This window comes from Pseudomonas sp. Sample_20 (assembly GCF_004307585.1).
In the GTDB taxonomy this organism is placed as follows: Bacteria; Pseudomonadota; Gammaproteobacteria; order Pseudomonadales; family Pseudomonadaceae; genus Aquipseudomonas; species Aquipseudomonas atacamensis.
Window position 1 is genome coordinate 1 of sequence record NZ_RCOA01000122.1, and the last position, 24,802, is coordinate 24,802.

General features: G+C 60.7%; 18 protein-coding genes and 1 pseudogene. 13 read left to right on the forward strand and 6 right to left on the reverse strand.

Annotated features, from left to right (window positions below; genetic code table 11):
* A pseudogene (locus D8U70_RS23615) lies at nt 1-224 on the reverse strand (hypothetical protein); the annotation flags it as partial.
* A 485-nt stretch (nt 225-709) separates the two neighbouring features.
* On the opposite strand from D8U70_RS23615, the gene D8U70_RS23620 reads away from it, so the two are divergent.
* Nucleotides 710-1,228, forward strand: coding sequence for a GNAT family N-acetyltransferase (locus tag D8U70_RS23620; RefSeq protein WP_130929869.1), 519 nt, complete (start codon nt 710-712; stop codon nt 1,226-1,228).
* Nucleotide 1,229: 1 nt separating this feature from the next.
* On the opposite strand, the gene D8U70_RS23625 is transcribed toward D8U70_RS23620, so the two are convergent.
* The gene (locus D8U70_RS23625; RefSeq protein ID WP_130929870.1) at nt 1,230-1,922 is read right to left on the reverse strand and encodes an aspartate/glutamate racemase family protein; all 693 of its coding nucleotides are present in this window, start codon (nt 1,920-1,922) and stop codon (nt 1,230-1,232) included.
* 197 nt (nt 1,923-2,119) lie between these two features.
* On the opposite strand from D8U70_RS23625, the gene D8U70_RS23630 reads away from it, so the two are divergent.
* From D8U70_RS23630 to D8U70_RS23680, 10 genes are all read left to right on the forward strand, one after another.
* Nucleotides 2,120-2,611 carry a hypothetical protein gene (locus tag D8U70_RS23630; RefSeq protein WP_122704438.1) on the forward strand — a complete coding sequence of 164 codons (492 nt, stop codon included), beginning with the start codon at nt 2,120-2,122 and terminating at the stop codon, nt 2,609-2,611.
* A gap of 232 nt (nt 2,612-2,843) precedes the next feature.
* On the forward strand, nt 2,844-3,818 hold the full coding sequence (locus tag D8U70_RS23640; protein ID WP_130929871.1) for a hypothetical protein: 975 nt from the start codon (nt 2,844-2,846) through the stop codon (nt 3,816-3,818).
* Nucleotides 3,819-3,947: 129 nt separating this feature from the next.
* The gene (locus D8U70_RS23645) at nt 3,948-4,625 is read left to right on the forward strand and encodes a DUF3313 domain-containing protein (RefSeq protein ID WP_071172345.1); all 678 of its coding nucleotides are present in this window, start codon (nt 3,948-3,950) and stop codon (nt 4,623-4,625) included.
* 289 nt (nt 4,626-4,914) lie between these two features.
* Nucleotides 4,915-5,415, forward strand: a complete 501-nt coding sequence (tpx, locus tag D8U70_RS23650) for a thiol peroxidase (RefSeq protein ID WP_016774621.1) — start codon at nt 4,915-4,917, stop codon at nt 5,413-5,415.
* A 174-nt stretch (nt 5,416-5,589) separates the two neighbouring features.
* Nucleotides 5,590-6,894 (forward strand): MdtA/MuxA family multidrug efflux RND transporter periplasmic adaptor subunit, encoded by a 1,305-nt coding sequence (locus tag D8U70_RS23655; protein WP_130929872.1) that lies wholly within the window; start codon nt 5,590-5,592, stop codon nt 6,892-6,894.
* Nucleotides 6,891-9,992, forward strand: coding sequence for an MdtB/MuxB family multidrug efflux RND transporter permease subunit (locus D8U70_RS23660; protein WP_130929873.1), 3,102 nt, complete (start codon nt 6,891-6,893; stop codon nt 9,990-9,992). Before D8U70_RS23655 ends, D8U70_RS23660 begins: the two co-directional genes overlap by 4 nt.
* 139 nt (nt 9,993-10,131) lie before the next feature.
* Nucleotides 10,132-13,239 (forward strand): efflux RND transporter permease subunit, encoded by a 3,108-nt coding sequence (locus tag D8U70_RS23665; RefSeq protein WP_041480999.1) that lies wholly within the window; start codon nt 10,132-10,134, stop codon nt 13,237-13,239.
* Entirely contained in the window at nt 13,236-14,708 is a 1,473-nt protein-coding gene (locus tag D8U70_RS23670; protein ID WP_130929874.1) for an efflux transporter outer membrane subunit, read from the forward strand. The genes D8U70_RS23665 and D8U70_RS23670 overlap by 4 nt, the downstream gene beginning before the upstream one ends.
* Nucleotides 14,709-15,007: 299 nt before the next feature.
* A complete protein-coding gene (locus tag D8U70_RS23675; RefSeq protein WP_130929875.1) occupies nt 15,008-17,089 on the forward strand; it encodes an EAL domain-containing protein in 2,082 nt (693 codons plus the stop codon).
* 119 nt (nt 17,090-17,208) lie between these two features.
* Nucleotides 17,209-17,955, forward strand: coding sequence for an SDR family oxidoreductase (locus tag D8U70_RS23680; protein WP_041480996.1), 747 nt, complete (start codon nt 17,209-17,211; stop codon nt 17,953-17,955).
* 132 nt (nt 17,956-18,087) lie between these two features.
* Here D8U70_RS23680 and mapR read toward each other — a convergent pair whose 3' ends face one another.
* The 3 genes from mapR to D8U70_RS23700 form a co-directional block, all read right to left on the reverse strand.
* Complete coding sequence (gene mapR / locus D8U70_RS23690) at nt 18,088-19,497, reverse strand: GntR family transcriptional regulator MpaR (RefSeq protein WP_071172353.1); 1,410 nt, start codon at nt 19,495-19,497, stop codon at nt 18,088-18,090.
* 238 nt (nt 19,498-19,735) lie between these two features.
* On the reverse strand, nt 19,736-21,166 hold the full coding sequence (gene ccoG / locus D8U70_RS23695; protein WP_122507281.1) for a cytochrome c oxidase accessory protein CcoG: 1,431 nt from the start codon (nt 21,164-21,166) through the stop codon (nt 19,736-19,738).
* A gap of 195 nt (nt 21,167-21,361) precedes the next feature.
* Nucleotides 21,362-21,610, reverse strand: a complete 249-nt coding sequence (locus D8U70_RS23700) for a DUF3203 family protein (protein WP_024012873.1) — start codon at nt 21,608-21,610, stop codon at nt 21,362-21,364.
* Nucleotides 21,611-21,733: 123 nt separating this feature from the next.
* Here D8U70_RS23700 and D8U70_RS23705 point away from each other — a divergent pair, with 123 nt between their 5' ends.
* Nucleotides 21,734-22,246 carry an MgtC/SapB family protein gene (locus D8U70_RS23705; protein WP_016774631.1) on the forward strand — a complete coding sequence of 171 codons (513 nt, stop codon included), beginning with the start codon at nt 21,734-21,736 and terminating at the stop codon, nt 22,244-22,246.
* A gap of 130 nt (nt 22,247-22,376) precedes the next feature.
* Here D8U70_RS23705 and D8U70_RS27825 read toward each other — a convergent pair whose 3' ends face one another.
* Nucleotides 22,377-22,535 (reverse strand): hypothetical protein, encoded by a 159-nt coding sequence (locus D8U70_RS27825; RefSeq protein WP_163012245.1) that lies wholly within the window; start codon nt 22,533-22,535, stop codon nt 22,377-22,379.
* 217 nt (nt 22,536-22,752) lie between these two features.
* Between D8U70_RS27825 and D8U70_RS23710 the strand changes: the two genes are divergently transcribed.
* Nucleotides 22,753-24,750: an alpha-1,4-glucan--maltose-1-phosphate maltosyltransferase gene (locus D8U70_RS23710; RefSeq protein ID WP_016774633.1), complete on the forward strand. Its 1,998-nt coding sequence runs from the start codon at nt 22,753-22,755 to the stop codon at nt 24,748-24,750.
* Nucleotides 24,751-24,802 lie beyond the last annotated feature (52 nt).

The following is a 24,802-nucleotide window of genomic DNA, read 5'->3' on the forward strand; positions in this document are numbered from 1 at the left end:
GCTGAGGCGAGGGTTTCGCAGGCGTTGGCCAGCAGGTCTTCGTTTTTGGTGTCGGCGGTGACGGCGTACATGGCGCGGGGGCTGAACGGCGGTGGGGTTGAGCCGGGTGGGCAGAGGTAGTGGTCGAGGGCGCGGTCGGCGGCTTGGTGAAGTTTTTTTGAGTCGAGGGATTCGTAAGGTGAGATAGGGTCGGATTCGGGTGGGTTGGGTGTTGGTTTGATCATGGTGAAGCTCCTAGAGTCGACGGAGCTGCCAACTTTCGCTGCGATACGAAATGGTTGGTGGCAGCTGTACGCGGGTCGCAGACCGGGACTCTAGAACCGGCAGACCCTAAGGTCTCCCACGTACAGCCGCCATAAAAACAGCGGGTGTTGTGCGTCCAGAGATCGACGGGCTGCGAGACCCGATCGCTGATTCGTCAGCGACCGCACCACAATAGAATCCGCCCCCTAGGCGTACAAGCCGGCGGATTCTGGCGTAGCTGTAGGCAATGGCGCAAGAATTTGTAGCCTGGAAGGCGTGTCTGGAGGTGTCTTTTAAACAGCGGCGTTTAAAAGGCAAAAATTGGCGACAGCACGGTAGAGCCGGAAAGCAGGTGCTGGCTGTGAGGTCGCTTTCGCGAGCAGGCTCGCTCCCAAAATTACATCTCGCCAGATTCCAGATCAGCGGTTTAGAGTGACCAGCCACACGCTGATCACGGACCGATCCCATGTCAGACCCAACCTCCACGATCCATCTCGAACGCTCCAACGAATCCCACCTCGAAGGTATCACTGCGCTTTACAACGACCCCGTCGTTGCACGGCAAGTGCTGCAAATGCCGTTTCAATCCACCGAGGTCTGGCGCCAGCGACTTCAGGCTGATAACGAACGTGCGCTGAAACTGGTGGCCCTGCACCAAGGCGTGGTGATCGGCAATCTGGGCCTGGAAGCTTATTCACGCATGCGCCGCGCCCACGCCGGCAGTTTCGGCATGGCGGTCGCGGTAGCCTGGCAGGGCAAAGGCGTGGGATCGATGTTGTTGGCAGCGGCGCTGGACGTGGCCGACAACTGGATGAATCTGCACCGCGTCGAACTCACGGTTTACGCCGACAACGAGGCGGCCATCGGCCTTTACCGCAAGTTCGGTTTCGAGGCCGAAGGGCTGTTGCGTGACTACGCGGTGCGCGACGGGCAGTGGGTCGATACGTTGAGCATGGCCCGTCTACGCAATAGCCCGAAACCCTGAGTCATTCGCCCAGTGCAAACGCCACCGCCGACTGCGCATGCAGCTCGGTGGTGTCAAGCAGGGGCAGGGCGCTGTGTTCGGGTTTGATCAGCAGGCCGATTTCGGTGCAGCCGAGGATGATTGCCTGGGCGCCACGGGCGGTCAGGGATTCGATGACGCCTTGGTAGATTTCTCGCGATTGTTCGCTGATCACGCCCACGCAGAGTTCGTCGTAGATGATCCGGTGCACCTCTTTGCGCTCGGCATCATCCGGCACCAGTACGGTCAGGCCTTGGGCGATCAGACGCTGCTTGAGGAAGTCCTGCTCCATGGTGAACGCGGTGCCGAGCAACCCGACCGTGCGCGCGTCGATTTCCAATGCAGCTTGGGCGGCGGGTTCGGCGATGTGCAGGAACGGAATGCTGATCGCGGCCTGAATCTGCTCGGCGACCTTGTGCATGGTGTTGGTACACAGCACCACGCAATCGGCGCCGCCAGCTTCAAGCCTGCGTGCGGCATCCACCAGAATCGCCGCTGCATCGTCCCAGCGCCCGGCGTGCTGGGCCTGTTCGACCGGGCCGAAGTCGACGCTGAACATCAGCAACTGCGCCGAACGCAAAGGGCCGAGGCGCTCGCGGACCTGTTGGTTGATCAGGCGATAGTATTCGGCGCTGGACTCCCAGCTCATGCCGCCGATAAGGCCGATGGTGCGCATTGGATTTCCTCAAGCAAATGTCAGTGTCGAGCATTCAGGTCTGCCCGAAGTTACCTTCTGTTCGAGACTCGACGCCAGTACCGACTGACTGTACCGCCGATCTTTCGCGCAACTGTGCATCTGCAAGAACTAAACGTACGCCGCGCCGGGGATCTGCCACTATCACCCTTCGCAGGTCCTTTCCGAGGAACACCGCAATGAACGACGTACAGCAACTGGGCGAGATGCTTCGCCACTATGCCGAAAGCGAAGCGCACAAGAAGCAACTGTTCACTACGCAATCAGCTGAATGGGCAAGACGGATTGGCGCGCTGTTCGACCAGATCGAGCAATGGCTTGAACCGGTCAAGGCGCCGAATCTGCTGGAGGTGAGTCGCGAGGCGTATGTCGCGTTCGGGCCGAGCGTGCCGGTGGAGACCTCGACGTTCAAGACTGAGAAGTTGAGCATTGTGATTGCCGGCAAACCGGTGGAGTTTGTGCCGGATGTGATGGGCAGCGGCGGGCAGATTTCCCTGGCAGTGATGGGGCTGACGGCAGCGCGGTACGGGAGTATTTCCCTGGTTGGCCTGGCGGATGGTGCGTGGCAGTGGCGCAAGACCAATGGCTTGAAGGATCCGGATACGTTTGCGTTTGATGCGGATTTTCTGGCGCAGCAACTGCAGAGCCTGATTCCTCGCGATCGCACCTAGATTGGGACGCAGAGCGTCCCGGGCTGCATTCCCACGCAGAGCGTGGGAACGATCAAACACCGCTATCGCGAGCAGGCTCGCTCCTTGGGGGGGTGAGGCGAGTACCGGGGAAACCCTTAGGTCCGGTGCCAATCCGGCATTTTCCCTTGGGTCACTGATGGCCTTTTGGTAGAGTCGCCGTCGCCAGCGGGTTTTCGGCTGGACGATGGAACCGAAGAAGGGAGTCTTATCAGTGAGTCCGGGCAAAAAAATCCTCGGTCTCACGGCGTCGCTTTTGCTGCTGACGCTGTGGGCCAGTTACTTTTATGTATTCAAGGAAAACCGCGACGGCCAGCTCGGCGGCGTCGGCGAAAGCACCGCATGGTGCGGCACGCCACCGACCACGGAAGCGGCGTTGCTGGGCAAGGATCAACTGACCTTGCGCGTCACCAACAACCTGCGCGGCGAGTTCATGGTCGGCGGTTCGCTGGTGGTTTCCGAACGCACCTTCAACCGCTACGACCTGGGCCGCAACGAACTGCGCCTGCGTCTGGAACCGTTGCAGTGGTCTTTCGGCGTGACGCCGATCTTCCTCGAGCAGGTCAAGGTGCAGCCGCTGAGCCGCAACCTCTCGTCGACCAATAAAAGCGCCTTCGCCGAACTTGAGCCTCGCGCAATCGGCGTGCACGCTCAGACTGCCGCGTTCCCCTTCGATACCTATCGCTACGGCTACAAACCGGTGCTGTATTACCTCAAGGGCAGCGAGCGCATCGACTTGCGCTTCAAGAACATCACCACGCTGATGGAGATGTCCAACACCTTCACGCCGATCCAGAAGTACAACCGCGCCGACTACATCAACGAGAAAAACTCGATGATTCGCGATGAGGACTACAAGCCTTACGGCGCGCATGAGTGCGCGTTCAGCGTCGAGCGCAAAGGCTCGTTCAAGGTGGTGGTGCTGTTGCTTCTGCTGGTGCTGTGCCTGCCGCTGATGCTGGTGTTCTACCGCGATGAACCGGGGATCGACTTTCTCGCGACGCTGGTGGGGATTGCGGTGGTGCGCACATTGCTGATCGGGCCGGTGGAAGATTTCCAGCTGTACAACATCGACTTTTTGTTTGGTGCGGCGATTCTGCTGGTGGGAACGGTATCACTGATCAAGGCGATGCGCGCCAATAGCCGGCGAGAGATGGCGTTGCGCAGTGGCGAGACATCGTCCTGGTAATACCGGTTGGCGAGGCACACGCGCTGTCGGATGTGAACTTTGCAATTGGCCATCGCATTTGCCGGGGTTTTGGCTATACCTGTATCTCCCCTATGCAAAATGTCTTGGCCTTCTCAAAGGAATTACAGCATGAAGCTAGCCGTCGTGATGGGCACGCTGTGCATTGCCACCCTTGGCGTGGTGGGTTGTTCCAGCAAAACCGTCGAGCCTGACCAGTATTCCGGCTTTCTCAAGGATTACAGCCAGTTGAAGGAGGCCAAGTCACCCTCTGGTGCCGAGGTGATGCGCTGGATGGACCCGAAACTCGACATCAATAAATTCACCAGCGTTTACGTAGAGCCAAGCCAGCTCTACCCGAAGCCGCAAGCCACCGAGAAAATCCCCCAGCAGACTCTCAATGGCATCACCAGCTATTACGATCAGGCGCTCAAGCGCGAACTCGGCAAATCGCTGCCGTTGGCCGCAGGTCCCGGGCCGGGCGTAATTGTGGTGCGTCCGGCGATTACCGCAGTCAGCAGCAAGACCGAAGGCCTGCAAGTCTATGAAGTGATCCCGATCGCACTGGTCGCCGCAGCGGTAAGTACGGCCTCTGGCATCCGCGACCAGGAAACCACGCTGGCCACCGAAGCGGTATTCATGGACGGCGCGACCAATCATGTCATCGCGCAGGTAGTGCGCAAAGGTACCGGCAAACCGCTGGAAAACTCTTCCCAGGTGATGAAAGCCGACGACATGAAAGCGGTGATCGATGGCTGGGCAAGCGATCTGCATCAGTCGTATCTGAAACTCAAATCTGAAGCCAAATGATGCAGTAAGGCCGGTTGCCTTTTCGCGAGCAGGCTCGCTGCCACACTGGACTCGTATTCAGTATGGGAGTGAGCCTGCTCGCATTTCGCTGTATCAGTTTCGAATGTGCTGCCTGACACAACGCTTTTGCTAGCGGGCTCACCCCCTACAGGGAAGCTGCGGTGGGTTGTATACAATGTCACCGCTCAGCACCCAACAATTTCAAACAGGGCATAGGTCGTCAGCCGATTTCGTGGTTAACTTCCGCCTCTTGCATGCTTTCCAATCAAAAAACAGAAGGACTCAAGTCATGGCTCAAGTCACCCTCAAAGGCAATCCGGTTCAAGTCAACGGCCAGTTGCCACAAGCCGGTTCCAAGGCGCCAGCCTTTTCCCTGGTAGCCGGCAATCTGTCCGACGTCACCTTGAAAGACTTCGCCGGCAAGCGCAAAGTCCTCAACATCTTCCCAAGCGTCGACACCCCGACCTGCGCCACCTCCGTGCGCAAGTTCAACGCCCAGGCCAACGACATCAGCAACACCGTGGTGCTGTGCATCTCCGCTGACCTGCCGTTCGCCCAGGCGCGCTTCTGCGGCGCCGAAGGTCTGGAAAACGTACAGAACCTGTCGACCCTGCGCGGCAGCGAGTTCATCGAAAACTACGGCGTGGCCATCGCTGACGGCCCGCTGAAAGGCCTGACCGCTCGCGCCGTTGTGGTGCTGGACGAAAACGACACCGTCCTGCACAGCGAACTGGTCAAGGAAATCGCCGAAGAGCCTAACTACGAAGCGGCACTGTCCGTTCTCAAGTAAGGCTTTTACAATTGTTAACGGCCTGGCCCTGTCCAGGCCGTTTTCATTTGTGTATCAGGGTTTTGCCTCACACCTTGAAACGTAAGTGGAAGGTAAATTGCCGGTAAAGCTGCTTTGCTTAAATCCACTCAGTGCTTATCGTTCAGCCTCCCGTAATAGAAGCCCACGCGCCCAATGGTCAATAACTCCATGCAATCGTCCCCCCGCAAATCCCGTCGCTGGCTGATCAGCCTGCTGGTCCTGTTGGTCATCGCTGTCCTGTGCTGGAAATTCTGGCCCGCCGGCTCTGCTGACAAGGCGGGCGGCGACAAAGCGGCCGCTGGGCATACCGGGCGCTCGGGAATGATGCGGCCGGGCTTCGGCGGCGGTACCGGGCCGATTCCGGTGCGTGTGGCGCCGGCGGTGAAGGGCGACTTCCCGCTGTATTACAAGGCGCTGGGCACGGTCACCGCGCTGAACACCATCAATGTTCGCAGCCGCGTGGGCGGCGAACTGATAAAGATTCATTTCGAAGAAGGGCAGATGGTCAAGGCGGGCGACCTGTTGGCCGAGATCGATCCGCGTCCTTACCAGAATGCTTTGCTCCAGGCCGAAGGCACGCTGCTGCAGAATCAGGCGCAACTGAAAAACGCCCAGGTCGACGTCGAGCGTTATCGTGGGCTGTATAAAGAAGACAGCATCGCCAAACAGACCCTCGACACCGCCGAAGCGCTGGTCGGCCAATACTTGGGCACGGTCAAGACCAATCAGGCAGCGGTCAACGATGCCAAGCTCAATCTCGAATTCACCAAGATCCGCGCGCCGATTGCCGGTCGCGTCGGTCTGCGTCAGGTCGACGTCGGCAACCTCGTCGCCGCCAACGACACCACGTTCCTCGCGGTGATCACCCAGACGCAACCGATCAGCGTGGCCTTCACCTTGCCGGAGAACAGCCTCGACACCGTGCTCGCCCGTTACCGCAGCGGCGCCAAGTTGCCTGCCGAAGCGTGGGATCGCGGCGACACCAAGCTGCAGGCCACTGGCGTGCTGCAAAGCCTCGACAACCAGATCGACGTCGCTACCGGCACTTTGAAATTCAAGGCTCGCTACGACAATCGCGACCAGTCCCTGTTTCCCAACCAGTTCGTCAACGTCCATTTGCTGGCAGACACGCTCAAAGGTGTAGTGCTGGCGCCGTCGGCTGCGATCCAGTTCGGCACCAATGGCACCTTTGTCTATGCGCTGGACGGCGACAAGAAAGTCACCATTCGCCAACTGAAAATCGGTGCCAGCGACGGTGACAACACCGTGGTCACCGAAGGTCTCGCCGCGGGTGATCGCGTGGTGCTCGAAGGCACCGATCGCCTGAAGGAGGGCAGCGAAGTCGAAGTTGTCAATGACAGCAGCGAAGTGCCGACCTCGCCGACCGAACACCTGCAAGGCAAATCTGCCGCCAATCCCGATGCGACCATCGCTGACAAGGCCAAGAAGGGCGCATGAACATTTCGCGGCTGTTCATCCTCCGTCCGGTAGCCACCACCCTGAGCATGCTGGCCATTGTCCTGGCCGGCCTGATCGCTTATCGCCTGCTGCCGGTTTCGGCCTTGCCGCAGGTCGATTACCCGACCATCCGCGTCATGACCCTGTACCCCGGCGCCAGTCCGGACGTGATGACCAGCGCCGTCACCGCGCCGCTTGAACGCCAGTTCGGGCAGATGCCGGGCCTGACGCAAATGGCCTCGACCAGCTCCGGCGGCGCTTCGGTGCTGACCCTGCGTTTCAGCCTCGACATCAACATGGACGTCGCCGAACAGCAGGTGCAGGCCGCGATCAACGCCGCGACCAACCTGCTGCCCACCGACCTGCCGGCGCCGCCGGTGTACAACAAGGTCAATCCGGCGGACACCCCGGTGCTGACCCTGGCCATCACTTCGAAAACCATGCTGCTGCCCAAGCTCAATGACTTGGTCGATACGCGCATGGCGCAGAAGATCGCCCAGATCAGCGGCGTCGGCATGGTCAGCATCGCTGGTGGCCAGCGTCAGGCCGTGAGGATCAAGGTCAACCCCGAAGCGCTCGCGGCCAACAGCCTTAACCTGTCGGACGTGCGCACGCTGATCGGCGCCTCCAACGTCAACCAGCCGAAAGGCAACTTCGATGGCCCGACCCGGGTGTCGATGCTCGATGCCAACGACCAACTGACCTCGCCCGAGGACTACGCGAATCTGATCCTGACCTACAAGAACGGCGCGCCGTTGCGGCTCAAGGACGTCGCGGAAATCGTCGATGGCGCCGAGAACGAGCGTCTGGCCGCGTGGGCCAACCAGAATCAGGCGGTGTTGCTGAATATCCAGCGTCAGCCGGGCGCCAACGTTATCGAAGTGGTCGACCGTATCAAGGCCTTGCTGCCAAGTATCACCGACAACCTGCCGGCCGGCCTCGACGTCACGGTGCTGACGGATCGCACCCAGACCATCCGTGCCTCGGTCACCGACGTGCAACACGAATTGCTGATCGCCATCGCACTGGTGGTCATGGTCACGTTCCTGTTTCTGCGTCGCGCCAGTGCGACGATCATTCCGTCCGTAGCCGTGCCGCTGTCGCTGATCGGCACCTTTGGCGTGATGTACCTCGCCGGGTTCTCGGTGAACAACCTGACGCTGATGGCGCTGACCATTGCCACCGGTTTCGTGGTCGACGACGCCATCGTCATGCTCGAGAACATTTCGCGCTTCATCGAAGAGGGTGACAGCCCGATGCAGGCCGCGCTCAAGGGCGCGAAACAGATCGGCTTCACCCTGATTTCCCTGACCCTGTCGCTGATCGCCGTCCTGATTCCGCTGCTGTTCATGGCCGACGTGGTGGGGCGCCTGTTCCGCGAATTCGCCATCACCCTGGCGGTGGCGATCCTGATTTCCCTGGTGGTGTCGCTGACCCTGACGCCGATGATGTGCGCGCGCCTGCTCAAGCGTGAACCGCAGGAGCACGAGCAAGGCCGTTTCTACCGCGCCAGCGGTGCGTTCATCGACTGGATGATCAACGAATACGGGCGGATGCTGCGCTGGGTGCTCAAGCATCAGCCGCTGACCTTGCTGGTCGCCATCGGCACGCTGGCGTTGACCGTATTCCTTTACGTCATCGTGCCGAAGGGTTTCTTTCCGGTGCAGGACACCGGCGTGATTCAGGGCATTTCCGAAGCGCCGCAGTCGATCTCCTTCGCGGCGATGGGCGAGCGGCAGCAGCAACTGGCGAAGATCATTCTCGAAGATCCGGCGGTGCAGAGCCTGTCGTCCTACATTGGCGTCGACGGCGACAACGCCACGCTCAACAGCGGCCGCTTGCTGATCAACCTCAAGCCCCACGGCGAGCGCGATCTGACGGCCAGCGAAGTGATCGCGCGCCTGCAACCGCAACTGGACAAACTGGTCGGCATTCGACTGTTCATGCAGCCGGTGCAGGACCTGACCATCGAGGATCGGGTCAGTCGCACGCAGTATCAGTTCAGCATGTCTTCGCCGGACTCCGAATTGCTCAGCCAGTGGAGCGGACGTCTGGTCGAAGCCCTGGCGCAGCGTCCGGAGTTGACCGACGTTGCCAGTGATTTGCAGGACAAGGGCTTGCAGGTCTATCTGGTGATCGACCGCGACGCCGCATCGCGCCTTGGCGTGTCGGTGGCGAATATCACCGATGCGCTATATGACGCGTTCGGCCAGCGGCAGATTTCGACCATTTATACTCAGGCCAGCCAGTATCGCGTGGTGCTGCAAGCCCAGGCCGGGGAGAAGATCGGCCCGCAGGCGCTGGATCAGATTCACGTCAAGACCACCGACGGCGCGCAGGTACGCCTGTCGAGTCTGGCGCATGTCGAAGAACGTCAGGCGCAATTGGCGATCACCCACATCGGCCAGTTTCCGGCAGTGATGATGTCGTTCAACCTCGCGCCGGGCGTGGCGTTGGGGCATGCCGTGGACATCATCGAGCAAGTGCAGCAGGACATCGGCATGCCGGTCGGCGTGCAGACCCAGTTCCAGGGCGCGGCGCAAGCGTTCCAGGCTTCGCTGTCGAGTACCTTGCTGCTGATTCTGGCGGCGGTGGTGACCATGTATATCGTGCTGGGCGTGCTCTACGAGAGCTACATCCATCCGATCACCATTCTCTCGACCTTGCCATCGGCAGCGGTCGGCGCCTTGCTGGCGTTGCTGCTCAGTGGCAACGATTTGGGCATGATCGCGATCATCGGCATCATCCTGCTGATCGGTATCGTCAAGAAGAACGCGATCATGATGATCGACTTCGCCCTCGACGCTGAACGCACCCAGGGCATGGCCCCGGCGGAGGCGATCTATCAAGCGGCGTTGCTGCGCTTCCGGCCGATTCTGATGACCACACTGGCAGCGTTGTTCGGCGCGGTACCGCTGATGCTGGCCACTGGGTCTGGTGCTGAATTGCGTCAGCCGTTGGGTCTGGTGATGGTCGGCGGTTTGCTGGTGAGCCAGGTGTTGACGCTGTTCACCACGCCGGTGATTTACCTGTACTTCGACCGCCTCGGAAGGCGCTTTGGCAAAGCCAAAGCCGAAGGTGAAGAGGTCGCGGTATGACCCCGCAATCAGCACATATCCCTTGTGGGAGCGAGCTTGCTCGCGAAAGCGGTGGGTCAGTCACTTTCAATGTTGAATGTAATACCGCATTCGCGAGCAAGCTCGCTCCCACAGGGTTCGGCGGTAGGGGCTGGAGCGCATGAATCTTTCAGGTCCCTTCATCAAACGCCCCGTGGCAACCATGCTGCTCTCGCTGGCAATCATGTTGCTCGGTGGGGTCAGTTTCGGTCTGCTACCAGTATCGCCATTGCCGCAGATGGACTTCCCGGTGATCGTGGTTCAGGCCAGTCTGCCGGGCGCCAGTCCCGAGGTGATGGCTTCGACGGTGGCGACGCCGCTGGAGCGTTCGTTCGGTGCGATTGCCGGCGTCAATACCATGAGCAGCCGCTCCAGTCAGGGTTCGACGCGGGTGATTCTGCAATTTGACCTCGACCGCGACATCAACGGCGCGGCGCGGGAAGTGCAGGCGGCGATCAACGCCTCGCGCAATCTGCTGCCGAGTGGGATGCGCAGCATGCCGACCTATAAAAAGGTCAACCCGTCGCAGGCGCCGATCATGGTGCTGTCGCTGACTTCGGATGTGCTGGAAAAAGGCCAGCTCTACGACTTGGCCTCGACCATCCTCTCGCAAAGCCTGTCGCAGGTGCAGGGCGTCGGTGAAGTGCAGATCGGTGGCAGTTCGCTGCCGGCGGTGCGCATCGAGCTCGAACCGCAGGCGCTGAACCAGTACGGCGTGGCCCTCGACGATGTGCGCAAGACCATTGCCGACGCCAACGTACGCCGGCCCAAGGGTTCGGTCGAGGACGGCGAGCGCTTGTGGCAGATCCAGGCCAACGACCAGTTGGAGAAAGCCAAGGATTATGAGTCGCTGATCATTCACTACGCCGACGGCGCCGCGTTGCGTCTCAAGGACGTGGCGAAAGTCAGCGATGGCGTCGAAGACCGTTACAACAGCGGTTTCTTCAATGACGACGCGGCGGTATTGCTGGTGATCAACCGTCAGGCCGGCGCCAACATCATCGAGACGGTCAACGAGATCAAGGCGCAGTTGCCCGCGCTGCAAGCGGTGCTGCCGGCCAGCGTCAAACTAAATCTGGCCATGGATCGCTCGCCGGTAATCAAGGCCACGCTGCACGAAGCCGAGATGACCTTGCTGATCGCCGTCGCCCTGGTGGTGCTGGTGGTTTACCTGTTTCTGGGTAACTTCCGCGCCTCGCTGATCCCGACCCTGGCGGTGCCGGTGTCGCTGGTCGGTACCTTTGCGGTGATGTACCTCTACGGGTTCTCGCTGAACAACCTGTCGCTGATGGCGCTGATTCTCGCCACCGGACTGGTGGTGGATGACGCCATCGTGGTGTTGGAGAACATTTCCCGGCATATCGACGAAGGCGTCAAGCCGATGCAGGCCGCGTACCTCGGGGCCAAGGAAGTCGGCTTTACCCTGCTGTCGATGAACGTCTCGCTGGTGGCGGTGTTCCTGTCGATCCTGTTCATGGGCGGGCTGGTCGAGAGCTTGTTTCGCGAATTTTCCATTACCCTGGCGGCGGCAATCGTGGTGTCGCTGGTGGTGTCCCTGACGCTGACACCGATGCTCTGCGCGCGCTGGCTCAAGCCGCACACCCCAGGCCAGGAAAACCGCTTGCAACGCTGGAGCCACAAGACCAACGACTGGATGGTCGGCAAATACGCCACCAGCCTCGACTGGGTATTGCGTCATCGGCGTCTGACCTTGTTCAGTCTGCTGCTCACCGTTGGTGTCAACATCGCGCTTTATGTGGTGGTGCCGAAAACCTTCCTGCCGCAGCAGGACACCGGCCAGTTGATTGGTTTCGTGCGTGGCGACGACGGTCTGTCGTTCAACGTCATGCAGCCGAAAATGGAAACCTTCCGCCGCGCCGTGCTCAAGGATGAAGCGGTGGAAAGCGTGGCCGGGTTCATCGGCGGCAACAACGGCACCAACAACGCGTTCATGATCGTGCGCCTGAAACCGATCAAGGAGCGCCAGCTGTCGGCACAGAAAGTCATCGAACGTCTGCGCAAGGAAATGCCCAAGGTGCCCGGGGCGCAGTTGATGCTCATGGCCGACCAGGATCTGCAGTTTGGTGGCGGCCGCGAGCAGACCAGTTCGCAGTACACCTACATCCTGCAAAGCGGCGACCTCGCTGAATTGCGCAAGTGGTTCCCGAAAGTGGTCACCGCGTTGCGTGCCTTGCCCGAGCTGACCGCCATCGATGCCCGCGAAGGTGCCGGGGCACAGCAGGTGACACTGATCGTCGACCGGGATCAGGCCAAGCGCCTGGGCGTCGACATGAACATGGTCACCGCGGTGCTCAATAACGCCTACAGCCAGCGGCAGATTTCGACGATCTACGACAGCCTCAACCAGTATCAGGTGGTGATGGAGGTCAATCCGAAATACGCCCAGGATCCGGTGACACTCAAGCAGGTCGAGGTGATTACCGCTGACGGTGCGCGCGTGCCGCTGTCGACGTTCGCCCATTACGAAAACAGCCTGGAAAACGACCGCGTCAGTCATGAAGGCCAGTTCGCGTCCGAAAGCATTTCATTTGATATGGCCGAAGGCGTGACCGTAGAGCAGGGCAGTGCCGCCATTGAACGGGCGATCGCCAAGGTCGGTTTGCCGGAGGATGTGATTGCGAAAATGGCCGGCACCGCTGATGCTTTCGCGGCCACACAGAAGAGCCAGCCGTTCATGATCCTCGGTGCATTGCTGGCGGTGTATCTGGTGCTCGGTGTGCTGTATGAAAGCTACATCCACCCGCTGACCATTCTCTCGACCTTGCCCTCGGCCGGGGTTGGCGCGTTGCTGTCGATTTATGCACTGGGAGGCGAGTTCAGCCTGATTTCCCTGCTGGGGATATTCCTGCTGATCGGCGTGGTGAAGAAAAACGCCATCCTGATGATCGATCTGGCGCTGCAATTGGAGCGGCATGAGGGCCTGTCGCCGCTGGAGTCGATCCGCAGCGCCTGCCTGCAACGCTTGCGGCCGATCCTGATGACCACGCTGGCGGCGATCCTCGGCGCCTTGCCCTTGCTGCTCGGCCGTGCCGAGGGTGCGGAAATGCGCCAGCCGCTGGGCCTGACCATCATTGGCGGTCTGGTGTTCAGCCAGGTCCTGACCCTCTACACCACCCCGGTGGTTTATCTCTATCTCGACAAGCTGCGCCATCGCTTCAACAAATGGCGTGGCGTGCGCACTGACGCCGCTCTGGAAACTCCGCTATGACTGACCGTTCGCTTCTCCAATTGGCCACCGTTCGCGGCTCGCGCCTGTTGAGCCTGTCACTGTGCGTGGCGCTGCTCAGCGCTTGCGCAGTCGGCCCGGACTACCAGCGCCCGCAAACTGCCGAAATCGCTCAGTTCAAGGAAGCCGAGGGCTGGCGTCAGGCCAATCCCAGCGACTCGCTGGCCCGTGGCGCCTGGTGGGAGTTGTACGGCGACCAACAGCTCAACGCCTTGATCGAAAAACTCAACAGCTCCAACCAGACCGTCGCCCAGTCCGAAGCGCAGTTTCGGCAGGCGCAGGCTTTGGTGCGCAGCGCGCGTGGGGCGTTTTACCCCAGCGTCGACCTGAGTCTGGGCAAGAACCGCTCCAGTCAGGGCACCGGCAGCAGCAGTTCGAGCCTGAGCAGTTCCTCAAGCGGTATTCGTGATACCTACACCGCGCAACTGGGCGTCAGTTGGGAAGCCGATGTCTGGGGCAAGCTGCGCCGTGGGCTGGAGGCGGATGAGGCCAACGCCCAGGCGAGTTTTGCCGATCTGGCAGCGATGCGTCTGAGTCAGCAATCGGAACTGGTGCAGAACTACCTGCAACTGCGCGTGATCGATCAGCAGAAGCGTTTGCTTGAGGCCACCGTTGCCGCTTATGAGCGTTCGCTGAAAATGACCCAGAACCAGTACCGCGCCGGGGTTTCCGGGCGCGATGCGGTGGCGCAGGCGCAAACCCAGTTGAAAAGCACCCAGGCCGATCTCGTCGACCTGATCTGGCAGCGCGCACAGTTCGAAAACGCTATTGCCGTACTGACCGGCGAAGCACCGGCCAACTTCAGCATTGCCGAAAGCCAGAGCATCCCGAATCTGCCGCAAGTACCGCTGAGCTTGCCTTCACAACTGCTGGAACGCCGTCCTGACATCGCTTCGGCAGAGCGCTCGGTGATCGCCGCCAACGCCAATATCGGCGTGGCGAAAGCCGCGTATTACCCGGACCTGACCCTGAGCCTGAGCGGCGGCTACAGCAGCAGTACCTCGAAAAACCTGATCAGCCTGCCGAACCGTTTCTGGTCGGTCGGCCCGCAGCTTTCTCTGCCGCTGTTCGACGGCGGCATTCGTTCGGCCGAGGTCGACCGCAGCGAGGCGGCCTATGACGAAACCGTCGCCCGCTACCGGCAGACCGTGCTCGACGGTTTCCGCGAGGTGGAAAACTACCTGGTCCAGCTCAAGGTGTATGAAGACGAAGCGGCGGTACGCCAGGAAGCGCTGGATGCCGCTCGCGATTCCCTGCGCCTGACGGAAAACCAGTACAAGGCCGGACTGATTGCCTATATCGATGTGGTAGTGGTGCAGGCCACGGCGCTGAGTAACGAACGTAGTGTGCTGAATATTCTGCAGAGTCGATTGATTGCCAGCGTGCAACTGATCGCCGCACTGGGCGGCGGCTGGGACGGCCAACTGGATGTCAGCGACAACACCCGATGATCATTCCCACGCTCTGCGTGGGAATGCCTCACCGGACGCTCCGCGTTCAGCTTTGAAAGGGACGCGGAGCGTCCCCGGCTGCATTCCCACGCAGAGCGTGGGAACGATCGTCATCAGCCAGTTCTGCTTAGGTTAAAGCCCGCCACAGAGTCTTGTAGGACGATCGAACAAGCGTTTCATCGGCTTGATGGCATTTTGGTTACTTTGTCAGTGCGTTATTTCGCGCAATCAGTACAATCGCCGCATTTGCCCGACCGAGAATGGAAGCAGTACGGTTTCGGCTTGTCACGAGAACGTCCATGCTCATCGGCAGCTATTCCTTCACTTTGGTTTTCATCTCGCTGTGCGTGGCCATTCTGGCTTCCTACACGGCGCTCGACCTGACTGGGCGCATCGCCACGGCGAAAGGCCGGGCCGTGCATTTCTGGACGGCGGGCGGGGCGTTGGCGATGGGCGTTGGCGTCTGGTCGATGCATTTCATCGGCATGCTCGCCTTCAAATTGCCGATCGACCTGGGCTATGACTTCGCCCTCACTGCGCTGTCGCTGCTGATCGCGGTGCTGTCCTGCGGTTTCGCCTTGTGGCTGGTCAGCCAGCCGAAGCTGCCCCTGGCGCAACTGGCCTTCGGTGCGTTGATCATGGGGGCGGGCATCAGCGCCATGCATTACACCGGTATGGCCGCGCTGCGCATGACCCCGGGCATCGATTACGACCCGACATTGTTCAGCGCCTCCCTGCTGATTGCCGTCGGCGCCTCGGCAGCGGCGTTGTGGATTGCCTTTCGCCTGCGCCAGCAATCGCCCTATGTGCGGCTGATTCGTGCCGGCGCGGCGGTGATCATGGGTGTGGCGATTGTTGGCATGCATTACACCGGCATGGCGGCGGCGCAGTTTCCTGACGGCAGTTTCTGCGGCGCGACACTCAATGGCTTGAAGGGCAATGGCCTCGACAGTCTGGTCGTGGTCACCACGCTGGCGGTGTTGTCGATTGCCCTGTTGACCTCGATTCTCGATGCCCGCCTCGAAGCGCGCACGGCTGATCTGGCGCACTCGCTGACGGTGGCCAACCGCGAGCTCACCCAACTGGCCTTGCACGATCCGCTGACCAGTCTGCCCAACCGCATGCTGCTCGACGACCGCATCAATCAGGCGATCAAAAAGGTGCAAGAGCAGGGTGGCTGCTTCGCCTTGATGTTCATCGACCTCGACGGCTTCAAACCGGTCAACGACGCATTCGGCCATCACATGGGCGACCAATTGCTGCGCGAGGTCGGCGCGCGTCTGCGTGAAGACTTGCGCAGCCAGGACACGCTGGCGCGGATCGGTGGCGATGAATTCGTTTTGCTGGTGCGCTTGAGCGAGCCCAATGACGCCTTGAGCCTGGCCGCGCGTCAGGTCGGCCTGATCGGTCGCACGTTCCGCGTCGCCGAGCATGATCTGCAGATTTCCGCCAGTGTCGGCATTGCCCTGTATCCGGGCAACGGCGCCAACGCCCAGGAACTGCTGATGAACGCCGACGCCGCGATGTACCACGCCAAGGGTGGCGGCAAGAACGGCTACAGCTTCTTCGATGCGTCGATGAACACCAACGCGCGCAAACAACTGCAACTGTTGCAGGACCTGCGCGCGGCCATCGAGCACAACCAGTTCTGCCTGCATTACCAGCCCAAATTCGACGCCGCCAACGGTCGCCCCGTCGGTGCCGAAGCGCTGCTGCGCTGGAAGCATCCGCTGCATGGCATGTTGATGCCGGACAAGTTCATTGATCTGGCGGAGAAAACCGGGCTGATCATTCCAATGGGTGAATGGGTGCTCAACGAAGCCTGCCGGCAGATGCGCGAATGGTACGTGCTCGGTTACACCGACTGGCGCATTGCCGTGAACCTCTCGGCCTTGCAGTTCTGCCATGCCGGGCTGGTGCAAAGCGTGGCCAAGGCGCTGGCGACCCACCATTTGCCGGCCAACAGCCTGACCCTGGAAATCACTGAAACCACAGCGATGAGCGACGCTGACGCGAGCATGACCGTGCTGCAAGAGCTGTCGGACATGGGCGTCGACCTGTCGATCGACGACTTCGGCACCGGTTATTCCAGCCTGATGTACCTCAAGCGCCTGCCGGCCAATGAGCTGAAGATCGACCGTGGTTTCGTCCGTGATCTGGAGCACGACAGCGATGATGCGGCGATCGTCTCGGCGATTGTTGCGCTGGGGCAGGCCCTGGATCTGCGGATTGTCGCCGAGGGTGTCGAGACCGGCGCGCAACAGGATTTTCTGACCAAACTGGGCTGTGATTCGCTGCAGGGCTATCTGCTTGGCCACCCGATGCCGGCGGAGCGTTTCATGCAGGACATCGTGCGCGGGCAACGGCTGGCGGTGGTCTGAGAGACCCTGTTGGAGCGAGCTTGCTCGCGAAGGCGCCCGAATAGGCGCCACATGCAAAACCCGCCAATCGCAGTTATTCTTCCCCCGACTGTTACGTGTGCACGTGAGGGAAGGCCAGCATGGATAAAGTCATTGTCATCACCGGTGGCGGGCGCGGAATCGGCGCGGCTACGGCATTGCTGGCAGCCGAACAGGGCTACCGGATCTGCATCAACTATCAGTCGGATGAACAGGCCGCACACAGCGTGCTCGAGCAGGTTCGCGCCTTGGGCGCCCAGGCCATCGCGGTTCGCGCCGATGTCAGCATCGAAGACGAAGTGATCGCGATGTTTCATCGCGTCGACACCGAACTGGGCCGCGTCACCGCGCTGGTCAACAACGCCGGCACCGTTGGGCAGAAATCGCGGGTCGATGAGATGTCCGAATTCCGCATCCTCAAAATCATGAAAACCAACGTGCTGGCGCCGATCCTCTGCGCCAAACACGCGATCCTGCGCATGTCGCCCAAACACGGCGGGCAGGGCGGCAGCATCGTCAACGTCTCCTCGGTCGCGGCACGCCTCGGTTCGCCGAACGAGTACGTTGATTACGCCGCATCCAAGGGTGCGCTCGACACCTTCACTATCGGTCTGTCGAAAGAGGTCGCAGGCGAGGGCATTCGCGTCAATGCCGTGCGTCCGGGCTACATCTATACCGACTTCCATGCGCTGAGCGGCGACCCGGATCGAGTCAGCAAGCTTGAGTCGGCGATTCCCATGGCCCGGGGCGGGCGGCCGGATGAAGTGGCGGAGGCGATTGTCTGGTTGCTGTCGGACAAGGCGTCGTATGCGACCGGGACGTTTGTTGATTTGGGGGGCGGGCGGTAGGGCTTTGAGCTTTTTGTCGTTAATACCGGCCTCTTCGCGAGCAAGCTCGCTCCCACAGTGGATTTGTGAATACAGACCCCATGTGGGAGCGAGCCTGCTCGCGAAGGGGCCAGTCCAGACAACATCTATCCCTCAGAACGACCGCACAATCCGCCCCAACGTCTCCATGGCCTTTTCCGATTCCTCGGTCCACGGGCTGCCGTAATTCAAGCGAATGCAATTTCTGAAGCGCTGGGTCGGTGAGAAGATCGGCCCCGGCGCGATGCTGATGCCTTGTGCCAATGCCATTTGAAATAATTTCAGCGAATCCATCTGCTCCGGCAATTCCAGCCACAGAAAGTAGCCGCCCGCCGGCTGGCTGACCCGGGTCTGCGCCGGAAAATACCGAGCAATCGCCGCGAGCATCGCGCTCTGCTGTTCTTCCAGGGCATAACGCAGTTTGCGCAGATGCCGATCGTAGCCGCCGTGTTGCAGATAATCGGCAATTGCCGCTTGCGCCGGCATCGAAGCGCACAGCGAGGTCATCAGCTTCAGTCGCTCGATCTTCTGCGCGAAACGCCCGGCCGCCACCCAGCCGATGCGATAACCGGGGGCGAGACTTTTGGCGAACGAGCCGCAATGCATGACCAATCCTTCAGTATCAAAAGCCTTGGCCGGTTTTGGCGCCTGTTGCCCGTAATAAAGCTCGGCGTAGACGTCGTCCTCGATCAGCGGCACCTGATGCTGACGCAGCAGTTCGACCAGTTCCTGTTTCTTCGCCTCGGGCACGGTCGCGCCCATCGGGTTCTGGAAACTGGTCATGCACCAGCAGGCCTTGATCGGATGGCGTTCCAGAGTCTGCGCGAGCACGCCGAGGTCGATGCCGTCACGCGGGTGCACGGGGATTTCGACAGCCTTGAGCTTCAGGCGCTCCAGCACTTGCAGGCAGGCATAAAACGCCGGGGCCTCGATGGCCACCAGATCGCCGGGCTCGGTCACTGCTTGCAGGCACAGGTTCAGCGCTTCGAGAGCGCCGTTGGTGATCAGTAGCTCTTCCATCGGCAGCATCAGCCCGCCGACCATGTAGCGCAGGGCAATCTGTCGGCGCAGTTGCGGGTTGCCCGGCGACATATCGGTGACGACCATGCGCGGATCCATCTCCCGCGCGGCGCTGGCCAGGGAGCGCGACAGGCGTTGCAGCGGGAACAGCGTCGGGCTGGGGAAGGCCGAGCCGAACGGTACGGTATTGGGATCTTTGATCGAATCGAGTACCGAGAACACCAGTTCGCTGACGTCAACCTCGGTGGATTCGTTGACCTGGCTGCTGATCACCGGCTCGGAAAATGTGCTCGGCGTATGGGCGTTGACGAAGTAACCGGAGCGCGGCCGGGCGCGGATCAGGCCGCGGCGTTCGAGCAGGTAATAGGCCTGGAACACGGTCGACGGGCTGACCCCGTAAGCCTGGCTGGCATAGCGCACCGACGGTACCCGCTGGCCAGGGCCGAGGACGCCGGAGCGGATCAGTTCAGCGATGTCGTCGGCGAATTTTTCGTAGCGTTTCATCGGTGGGCCTTGGTGGACTTGATTTTGTGGGGTGTCAGGGAAGGAGCCCTCACCCTAGCCCTCTCCCAGAGGGAGAGGGGACTGATTGGGGGATGCTGATGAAATATGCCGACCTGACAGTGCTTTGCCGAATCCATAATCGACTCGGTCTTTCAGGTCGATGCATAGCGACAGACACCTCGGTCGGCTCCCTCTCCCTCCGGGAGAGGGCTGGGGTGAGGGCAGCAATGCCAGCTCCTCAACGATTCATCGGCGCCACAAACCGGCTGTTCGCCACGCTGTATACCTGCGGCTCGTCACTGTCTTCAATCCTGAAACTCAATGTCTGCGAACTGCTCGCCGGGCGCTCGGTGGTCATCGCCACCGACACCGGCACATCGACAATCTCCCCGGGCGCCAGGCTCAATGCCGTTTTGCCCTGCAACTCAAACCCGTCGCCATCAACCAGACTCAACCGGTAATCCTGCCGTTGCTGAGTCTTGTTGATCACTTTCAGCGAATAAATATTCTCGATCTGCCCCTGGGCGTTCTCGCGGAACAGCCCGCGATCCTTGGTCACGTCCAGCGACACCATCGGCCGCTCGATGAGTGCGAGTGCCAACGCTCCGATCATCACCAGCAACACCGCCGTGTAGCCAATCAAACGCGGACGCAGCAGGTGGGTCTTGCCGCCCTGCAATTCGCGCTCGGAACTGTAGCGGATCAGGCCACGCGGGTAATGCATTTTGTCCATGATCGAATCGCAGGCGTCGATGCATGCTGCGCAGCCGATGCATTCCATTTGCAAGCCATCGCGGATATCGATGCCGGTCGGGCAGACCTGCACGCACAACTGGCAGTCGATGCAATCACCCAGGCCGGCTTCGACCGGGCGCACGTCACGCTTGCGCGGGCCGCGGTTTTCGCCGCGGGCGGCGTCGTAGGCAATGGTCAGCGTGTCTTTGTCGAACATCACACTCTGGAAGCGCGCATACGGGCACATGTGCATGCACACCGCCTCACGCAACCAACCGGCGTTGATGTACGTGGCGGCGGCGAAAAACAGCACCCAGAACAGGCTGACGCCACCGATCTGCAGGGTCAGCAGTTCTTCGGCCAGCGGCCGGATCGGGGTGAAATAGCCGACGAAGGTCAGGCCGGTGATCACGCTGATTGCCAGCCACAGCGTGTGCTTGGCGGCACGCCGCGCCAGTTTGTTCAGGCTCCACGGCGCCGCTTGCAGTTTGATGCGCTGGTTGCGCTCGCCTTCGGTGATCTTCTCGCACCACATGAAGATCCACGTCCACGAACTCTGCGGGCAGGTGTAACCGCACCAGACGCGACCGGCAAACACGGTGATGGCGAAGAGTCCGAACGCAGCAATGATCAATAGCGCCGAAAGCAGAATGAAATCCTGCGGCCAGAACGTCGCGCCAAAGATGTGGAATTTGCTTTCCGCCAGATCCCACAGCACCGCTTGCCGACCGCCCCAGTTCAGCCACACGGTGCCGAAGAACAGCACAAACAGAAGTCCGGCACCGCTCATACGCAGGTTGCGGAACAGGCCGGTGAAACTGCGAGTGTGGATCTGCTTGTCGGTGGAGCCGGCAGTCGCCTTCAGTGGGCGCGCGGGTACGCTTTTTATCGTTGGCGATGCTTCTACGGTTCGGACGGGGATTTGCTCGCTCATGTTCGTTCGCTCATCAGCCTCCATCAGGCCGATGCACTATGAGCGCCGATCTGTTTGCAGAACAGACTCAGGTTTGGCAATAAAAAGCGGATCAGATGAGGTTTGGCGCAGTGCCTGCGACAACTTGAAGCAACCTGCCAGGCGCGGCGCAAACGCCTATTGCAGGCGTCTGCGGCGGATGTTGATCGAGGTCAATCAAACCACCGAATCACTGTCATCGGCCTTCAGATGTTTGCGCCCGTCCTTGGCCCCAGCGACGGTCAAGGCATCGGCTTCTGCTTCAGTGATGTAAGTACGTTTGCCTTCGATTTCCACGAACGACATGGCTTTGTCGCTATCGGTCATGACTTCCAGGGTGTCGCAGATGCGAATTTCCTCACCATGCTCGACGGTAAAAAAACACACTTTCTGCTCGGGGTTGGATTCATCGATTCGCACGGGCATGGCGGCAGTCCTTGTTCCAGGGAGGTGTGCACATTAGGAAGCGCAGCGCGCCGATCGTTCTGCGCAACCGATTAATGGTCGCTGTTGTCCATCGCTTATCAAGCCAATAACAAGGGAGGCACGATGGAAGACTGGTGGGATGAAGTGTGGGCCACGATGCAAGCCGAGTTCGCCGATATCGGTGATGCCTCGCAAATGACCCGGATCACCGTACGCCTGGTGATGGCGGCGATTCTCGGCGGGATACTCGGTTTCGAGCGCGAGCATAAAGGCAAGGCAGCGGGCGTGCGCACGCACATGCTGGTGGCGCTGGGCGCGGCGTTGTTTGTATTGGTGCCACAGACCTCGGGAGCGGAATCCGATGCGATGAGTCGGGTCTTGCAGGGCGTGATTGCCGGGATCGGCTTTCTCGGCGCCGGCACCATACTGAAAAATCAGCAGGGCGACGAGGCGCATGTCAAAGGCCTGACCACAGCGGCGGGCTTATGGATGACGGCGGCGATCGGCGTGGCGGCGGGGCTGGGCAAGGAAGCGACGGCATTGCTCAGTACCATTCTGGCACTGGCGATCTTCAGCGTGATGCCGTACGTGGTGAGAGTGTTCGAAAAGGATGTCGACAAGAACGACCACCTCTGACTTCCCGCCGGCAGATGATCGTTCCCACGCTCTGCCGTCAACGGACGCTCCGCGTTCGGCTCTGGATGGGACGCAGAGCGTCCCGGGCTGCATTCCTTTGCTGCGCGTGGGAACGATCAGGAGGCAGGGGTCAGACGATCACCGGCGGCATCGTGCTCGGTGGCTCTTCTTTCGGCGGTGGCGTGGTGCCGGGTGGCTCTTGCTCGGGCACCGGTGGCGGTTCGGTGTCCGGCAGGGTGGGTTTGTCGATGTTCGGATCGGGCGTTTCCGCCGGGATCGGGATGCTCATCAGGTGACCTCCGTATGGCACATGGCGTGGGACGTGCTTAAGTGAGTTGACCCGGCCACGACAAATTCGATCCGCAGGTTTGTCTTGTTAATTTCATCTGAACTTTTCCCCGCGCCGGTTGCTCGGAACCTAAGTGAGTTCATGACAGGGCCGGCGCTTTGTCGCGAATACTGTTCCGGCACAAGAGCGTCCTTGGGGCGTTAAGGAGAGATGCTCAATGACTGCTGAAAGACCTTCAGAGCTGAGTTACAACCCGCACATGCCGCTGTCGCAGGCGTTGCTGCTGCCACGCATCGTCATCGAAAACACCATGCCGACTCTCGACGGCGGCCAGTTCGCCGCCAAATCGATTGCCGGGCGCGAAGTGGTGGTGACTAGCAAGGTGTTTGCCGACGGCCATGACAAGCTCGCCGTGCGCATTCGCTGGCGCGAGGAAGGCCAGGAAACCTGGCAGACCGAGGTCATGTCCGATCAGGGCAACAACACCTGGCAAGGCCAGTTCCGCCCCGAGGAACAGGGCCGCTACCTGTATTGCATCGAAGCGTGGATCGACCATTTCGCCAGCTTCCAGTACGAACTGGAAAAGAAGCACAGCGCGGCGGTGCCGGTTTCTCTGGAGCTGCAGGAAGGCCGGACGATGGTGCAACAGGCCGCCGAACGCAGCGAAGGCCAGCTCAGCGAGCAGCTCGCGGCGCTGCACCATGAATTGTCGGGCCTGCTCGAAACCGAGCAGGTCGCCCTGTTTCTGCACTCGCGCAGTGCAGAGCTGATGGCCCAGGCCGATCACCGTGCCTATCTGAGCATCAGCGCCGAATTCCCCATGGACGTCGAGCGCGAACTCGCCGAGTTCGCCAGTTGGTACGAGCTGTTTCCGCGCTCGATCACCGACGATCCCCAGCGTCACGGCACTTTCAACGATGTGCATTCGCGTCTGCCGATGATTCAGGACATGGGCTTCGACGTGCTGTACTTCACGCCGATCCATCCAATCGGCCGCGCCCACCGCAAGGGCCGCAACAATTCCCTGACTGCCGGCCCGGACGATCCCGGCAGTCCGTACGCGATCGGCAGCGAGGAGGGTGGCCACGAAGCGATTCACTCGCAACTCGGCACCCGTGAAGATTTCCGCCGTTTGGTGGCCGCCGCCGCCGATCACGGTCTGGAAATCGCTCTCGACTTCGCCATCCAGTGCTCCCAGGACCACCCGTGGCTCAAGGAGCATCCGGGCTGGTTCAACTGGCGCCCGGACGGCACGATCAAATATGCCGAAAATCCGCCGAAGAAATACCAGGACATCGTCAACGTCGACTTCTATGCGCCGGACGCGATTCCGAGCCTCTGGGTCGAGTTGCGCGACATCGTCGTCGGCTGGGTCAAGGAAGGCGTGAAAATCTTCCGCGTCGACAACCCGCACACCAAACCGCTGCCGTTCTGGCAATGGCTGATCGCCGATGTGCGCACGCTGTATCCGGAAGTGATCTTCCTCGCCGAGGCCTTCACCACGCCGGCGATGATGGCGCGTCTGGGCAAGGTCGGGTATTCGCAGAGCTACACCTATTTCACCTGGCGCAATACCAAGGCCGAGCTGGCGGAATATTTCACCGAGCTGAATCAGTCGCCGTGGCGCGAATGCTACCGGCCGAATTTCTTCGTCAATACCCCGGACATCAACCCGGCGTTTTTGCATGAGTCGGGGCGTCCCGGTTTCCTCATTCGCGCGGCGTTGGCGACTATGGGCTCGGGGCTGTGGGGCATGTATTCCGGTTTCGAATTGTGCGAATCGGCGCCGGTGCCGGGCAAAGAGGAATACCTGGATTCGGAGAAATACGAGATCCGTGTCCGCGATTTCACCGCGCCCGGCAACATCATTGCCGAGATCGCTCAGCTCAATCGCATTCGCCGGCAGAATCCGGCGCTGCACACGCATCTGGGGCTGAAAATCTACAACGCCTGGAACGACAACATTCTGTACTTCGGCAAGCGCAGCGCCGATGGCAGCAATTTCATTCTGGTCGCGGTCAGCCTCGATCCGCATAACGTGCAGGAAGCGAATTTCGAACTGCCGCTGTGGGAAATGGGCCTGCCGGACGACGCCACCACCCATGGCGAAGATTTGATGAATGGCCATCGCTGGGACTGGCACGGCAAATATCAGTTCATGCGCATCGATCCGGCGTATCAGCCGTTCGGGATTTGGCGGATCAGCGCCACGTAATGATCGTTCCCACGCTCTGCGTGGGAATGCATCCCGGGACGCTCCGCGTCCC

Bases quoted from the DNA above. Each gene is read 5' to 3' on its own strand.
- D8U70_RS23620 (WP_130929869.1), top strand. From the start codon at position 710: ATGTCAGACCCAACCTCCACGATCCATCTCGAACGCTCCAACGAATCC.
- D8U70_RS23625 (WP_130929870.1), bottom strand. From the start codon at position 1,922: ATGCGCACCATCGGCCTTATCGGCGGCATGAGCTGGGAGTCCAGCGCC.
- D8U70_RS23630 (WP_122704438.1), top strand. From the start codon at position 2,120: ATGAACGACGTACAGCAACTGGGCGAGATGCTTCGCCACTATGCCGAA.
- D8U70_RS23645 (WP_071172345.1), top strand. From the start codon at position 3,948: ATGAAGCTAGCCGTCGTGATGGGCACGCTGTGCATTGCCACCCTTGGC.
- tpx (WP_016774621.1), top strand. From the start codon at position 4,915: ATGGCTCAAGTCACCCTCAAAGGCAATCCGGTTCAAGTCAACGGCCAG.
- D8U70_RS23655 (WP_130929872.1), top strand. From the start codon at position 5,590: ATGGTCAATAACTCCATGCAATCGTCCCCCCGCAAATCCCGTCGCTGG.
- D8U70_RS23660 (WP_130929873.1), top strand. From the start codon at position 6,891: ATGAACATTTCGCGGCTGTTCATCCTCCGTCCGGTAGCCACCACCCTG.
- D8U70_RS23665 (WP_041480999.1), top strand. From the start codon at position 10,132: ATGAATCTTTCAGGTCCCTTCATCAAACGCCCCGTGGCAACCATGCTG.
- D8U70_RS23670 (WP_130929874.1), top strand. From the start codon at position 13,236: ATGACTGACCGTTCGCTTCTCCAATTGGCCACCGTTCGCGGCTCGCGC.
- D8U70_RS23675 (WP_130929875.1), top strand. From the start codon at position 15,008: ATGCTCATCGGCAGCTATTCCTTCACTTTGGTTTTCATCTCGCTGTGC.
- D8U70_RS23680 (WP_041480996.1), top strand. From the start codon at position 17,209: ATGGATAAAGTCATTGTCATCACCGGTGGCGGGCGCGGAATCGGCGCG.
- mapR (WP_071172353.1), bottom strand. From the start codon at position 19,497: ATGAAACGCTACGAAAAATTCGCCGACGACATCGCTGAACTGATCCGC.
- ccoG (WP_122507281.1), bottom strand. From the start codon at position 21,166: ATGAGCGAGCAAATCCCCGTCCGAACCGTAGAAGCATCGCCAACGATA.
- D8U70_RS23700 (WP_024012873.1), bottom strand. From the start codon at position 21,610: ATGCCCGTGCGAATCGATGAATCCAACCCCGAGCAGAAAGTGTGTTTT.
- D8U70_RS23705 (WP_016774631.1), top strand. From the start codon at position 21,734: ATGGAAGACTGGTGGGATGAAGTGTGGGCCACGATGCAAGCCGAGTTC.
- D8U70_RS27825 (WP_163012245.1), bottom strand. From the start codon at position 22,535: ATGAGCATCCCGATCCCGGCGGAAACGCCCGATCCGAACATCGACAAA.
- D8U70_RS23710 (WP_016774633.1), top strand. From the start codon at position 22,753: ATGACTGCTGAAAGACCTTCAGAGCTGAGTTACAACCCGCACATGCCG.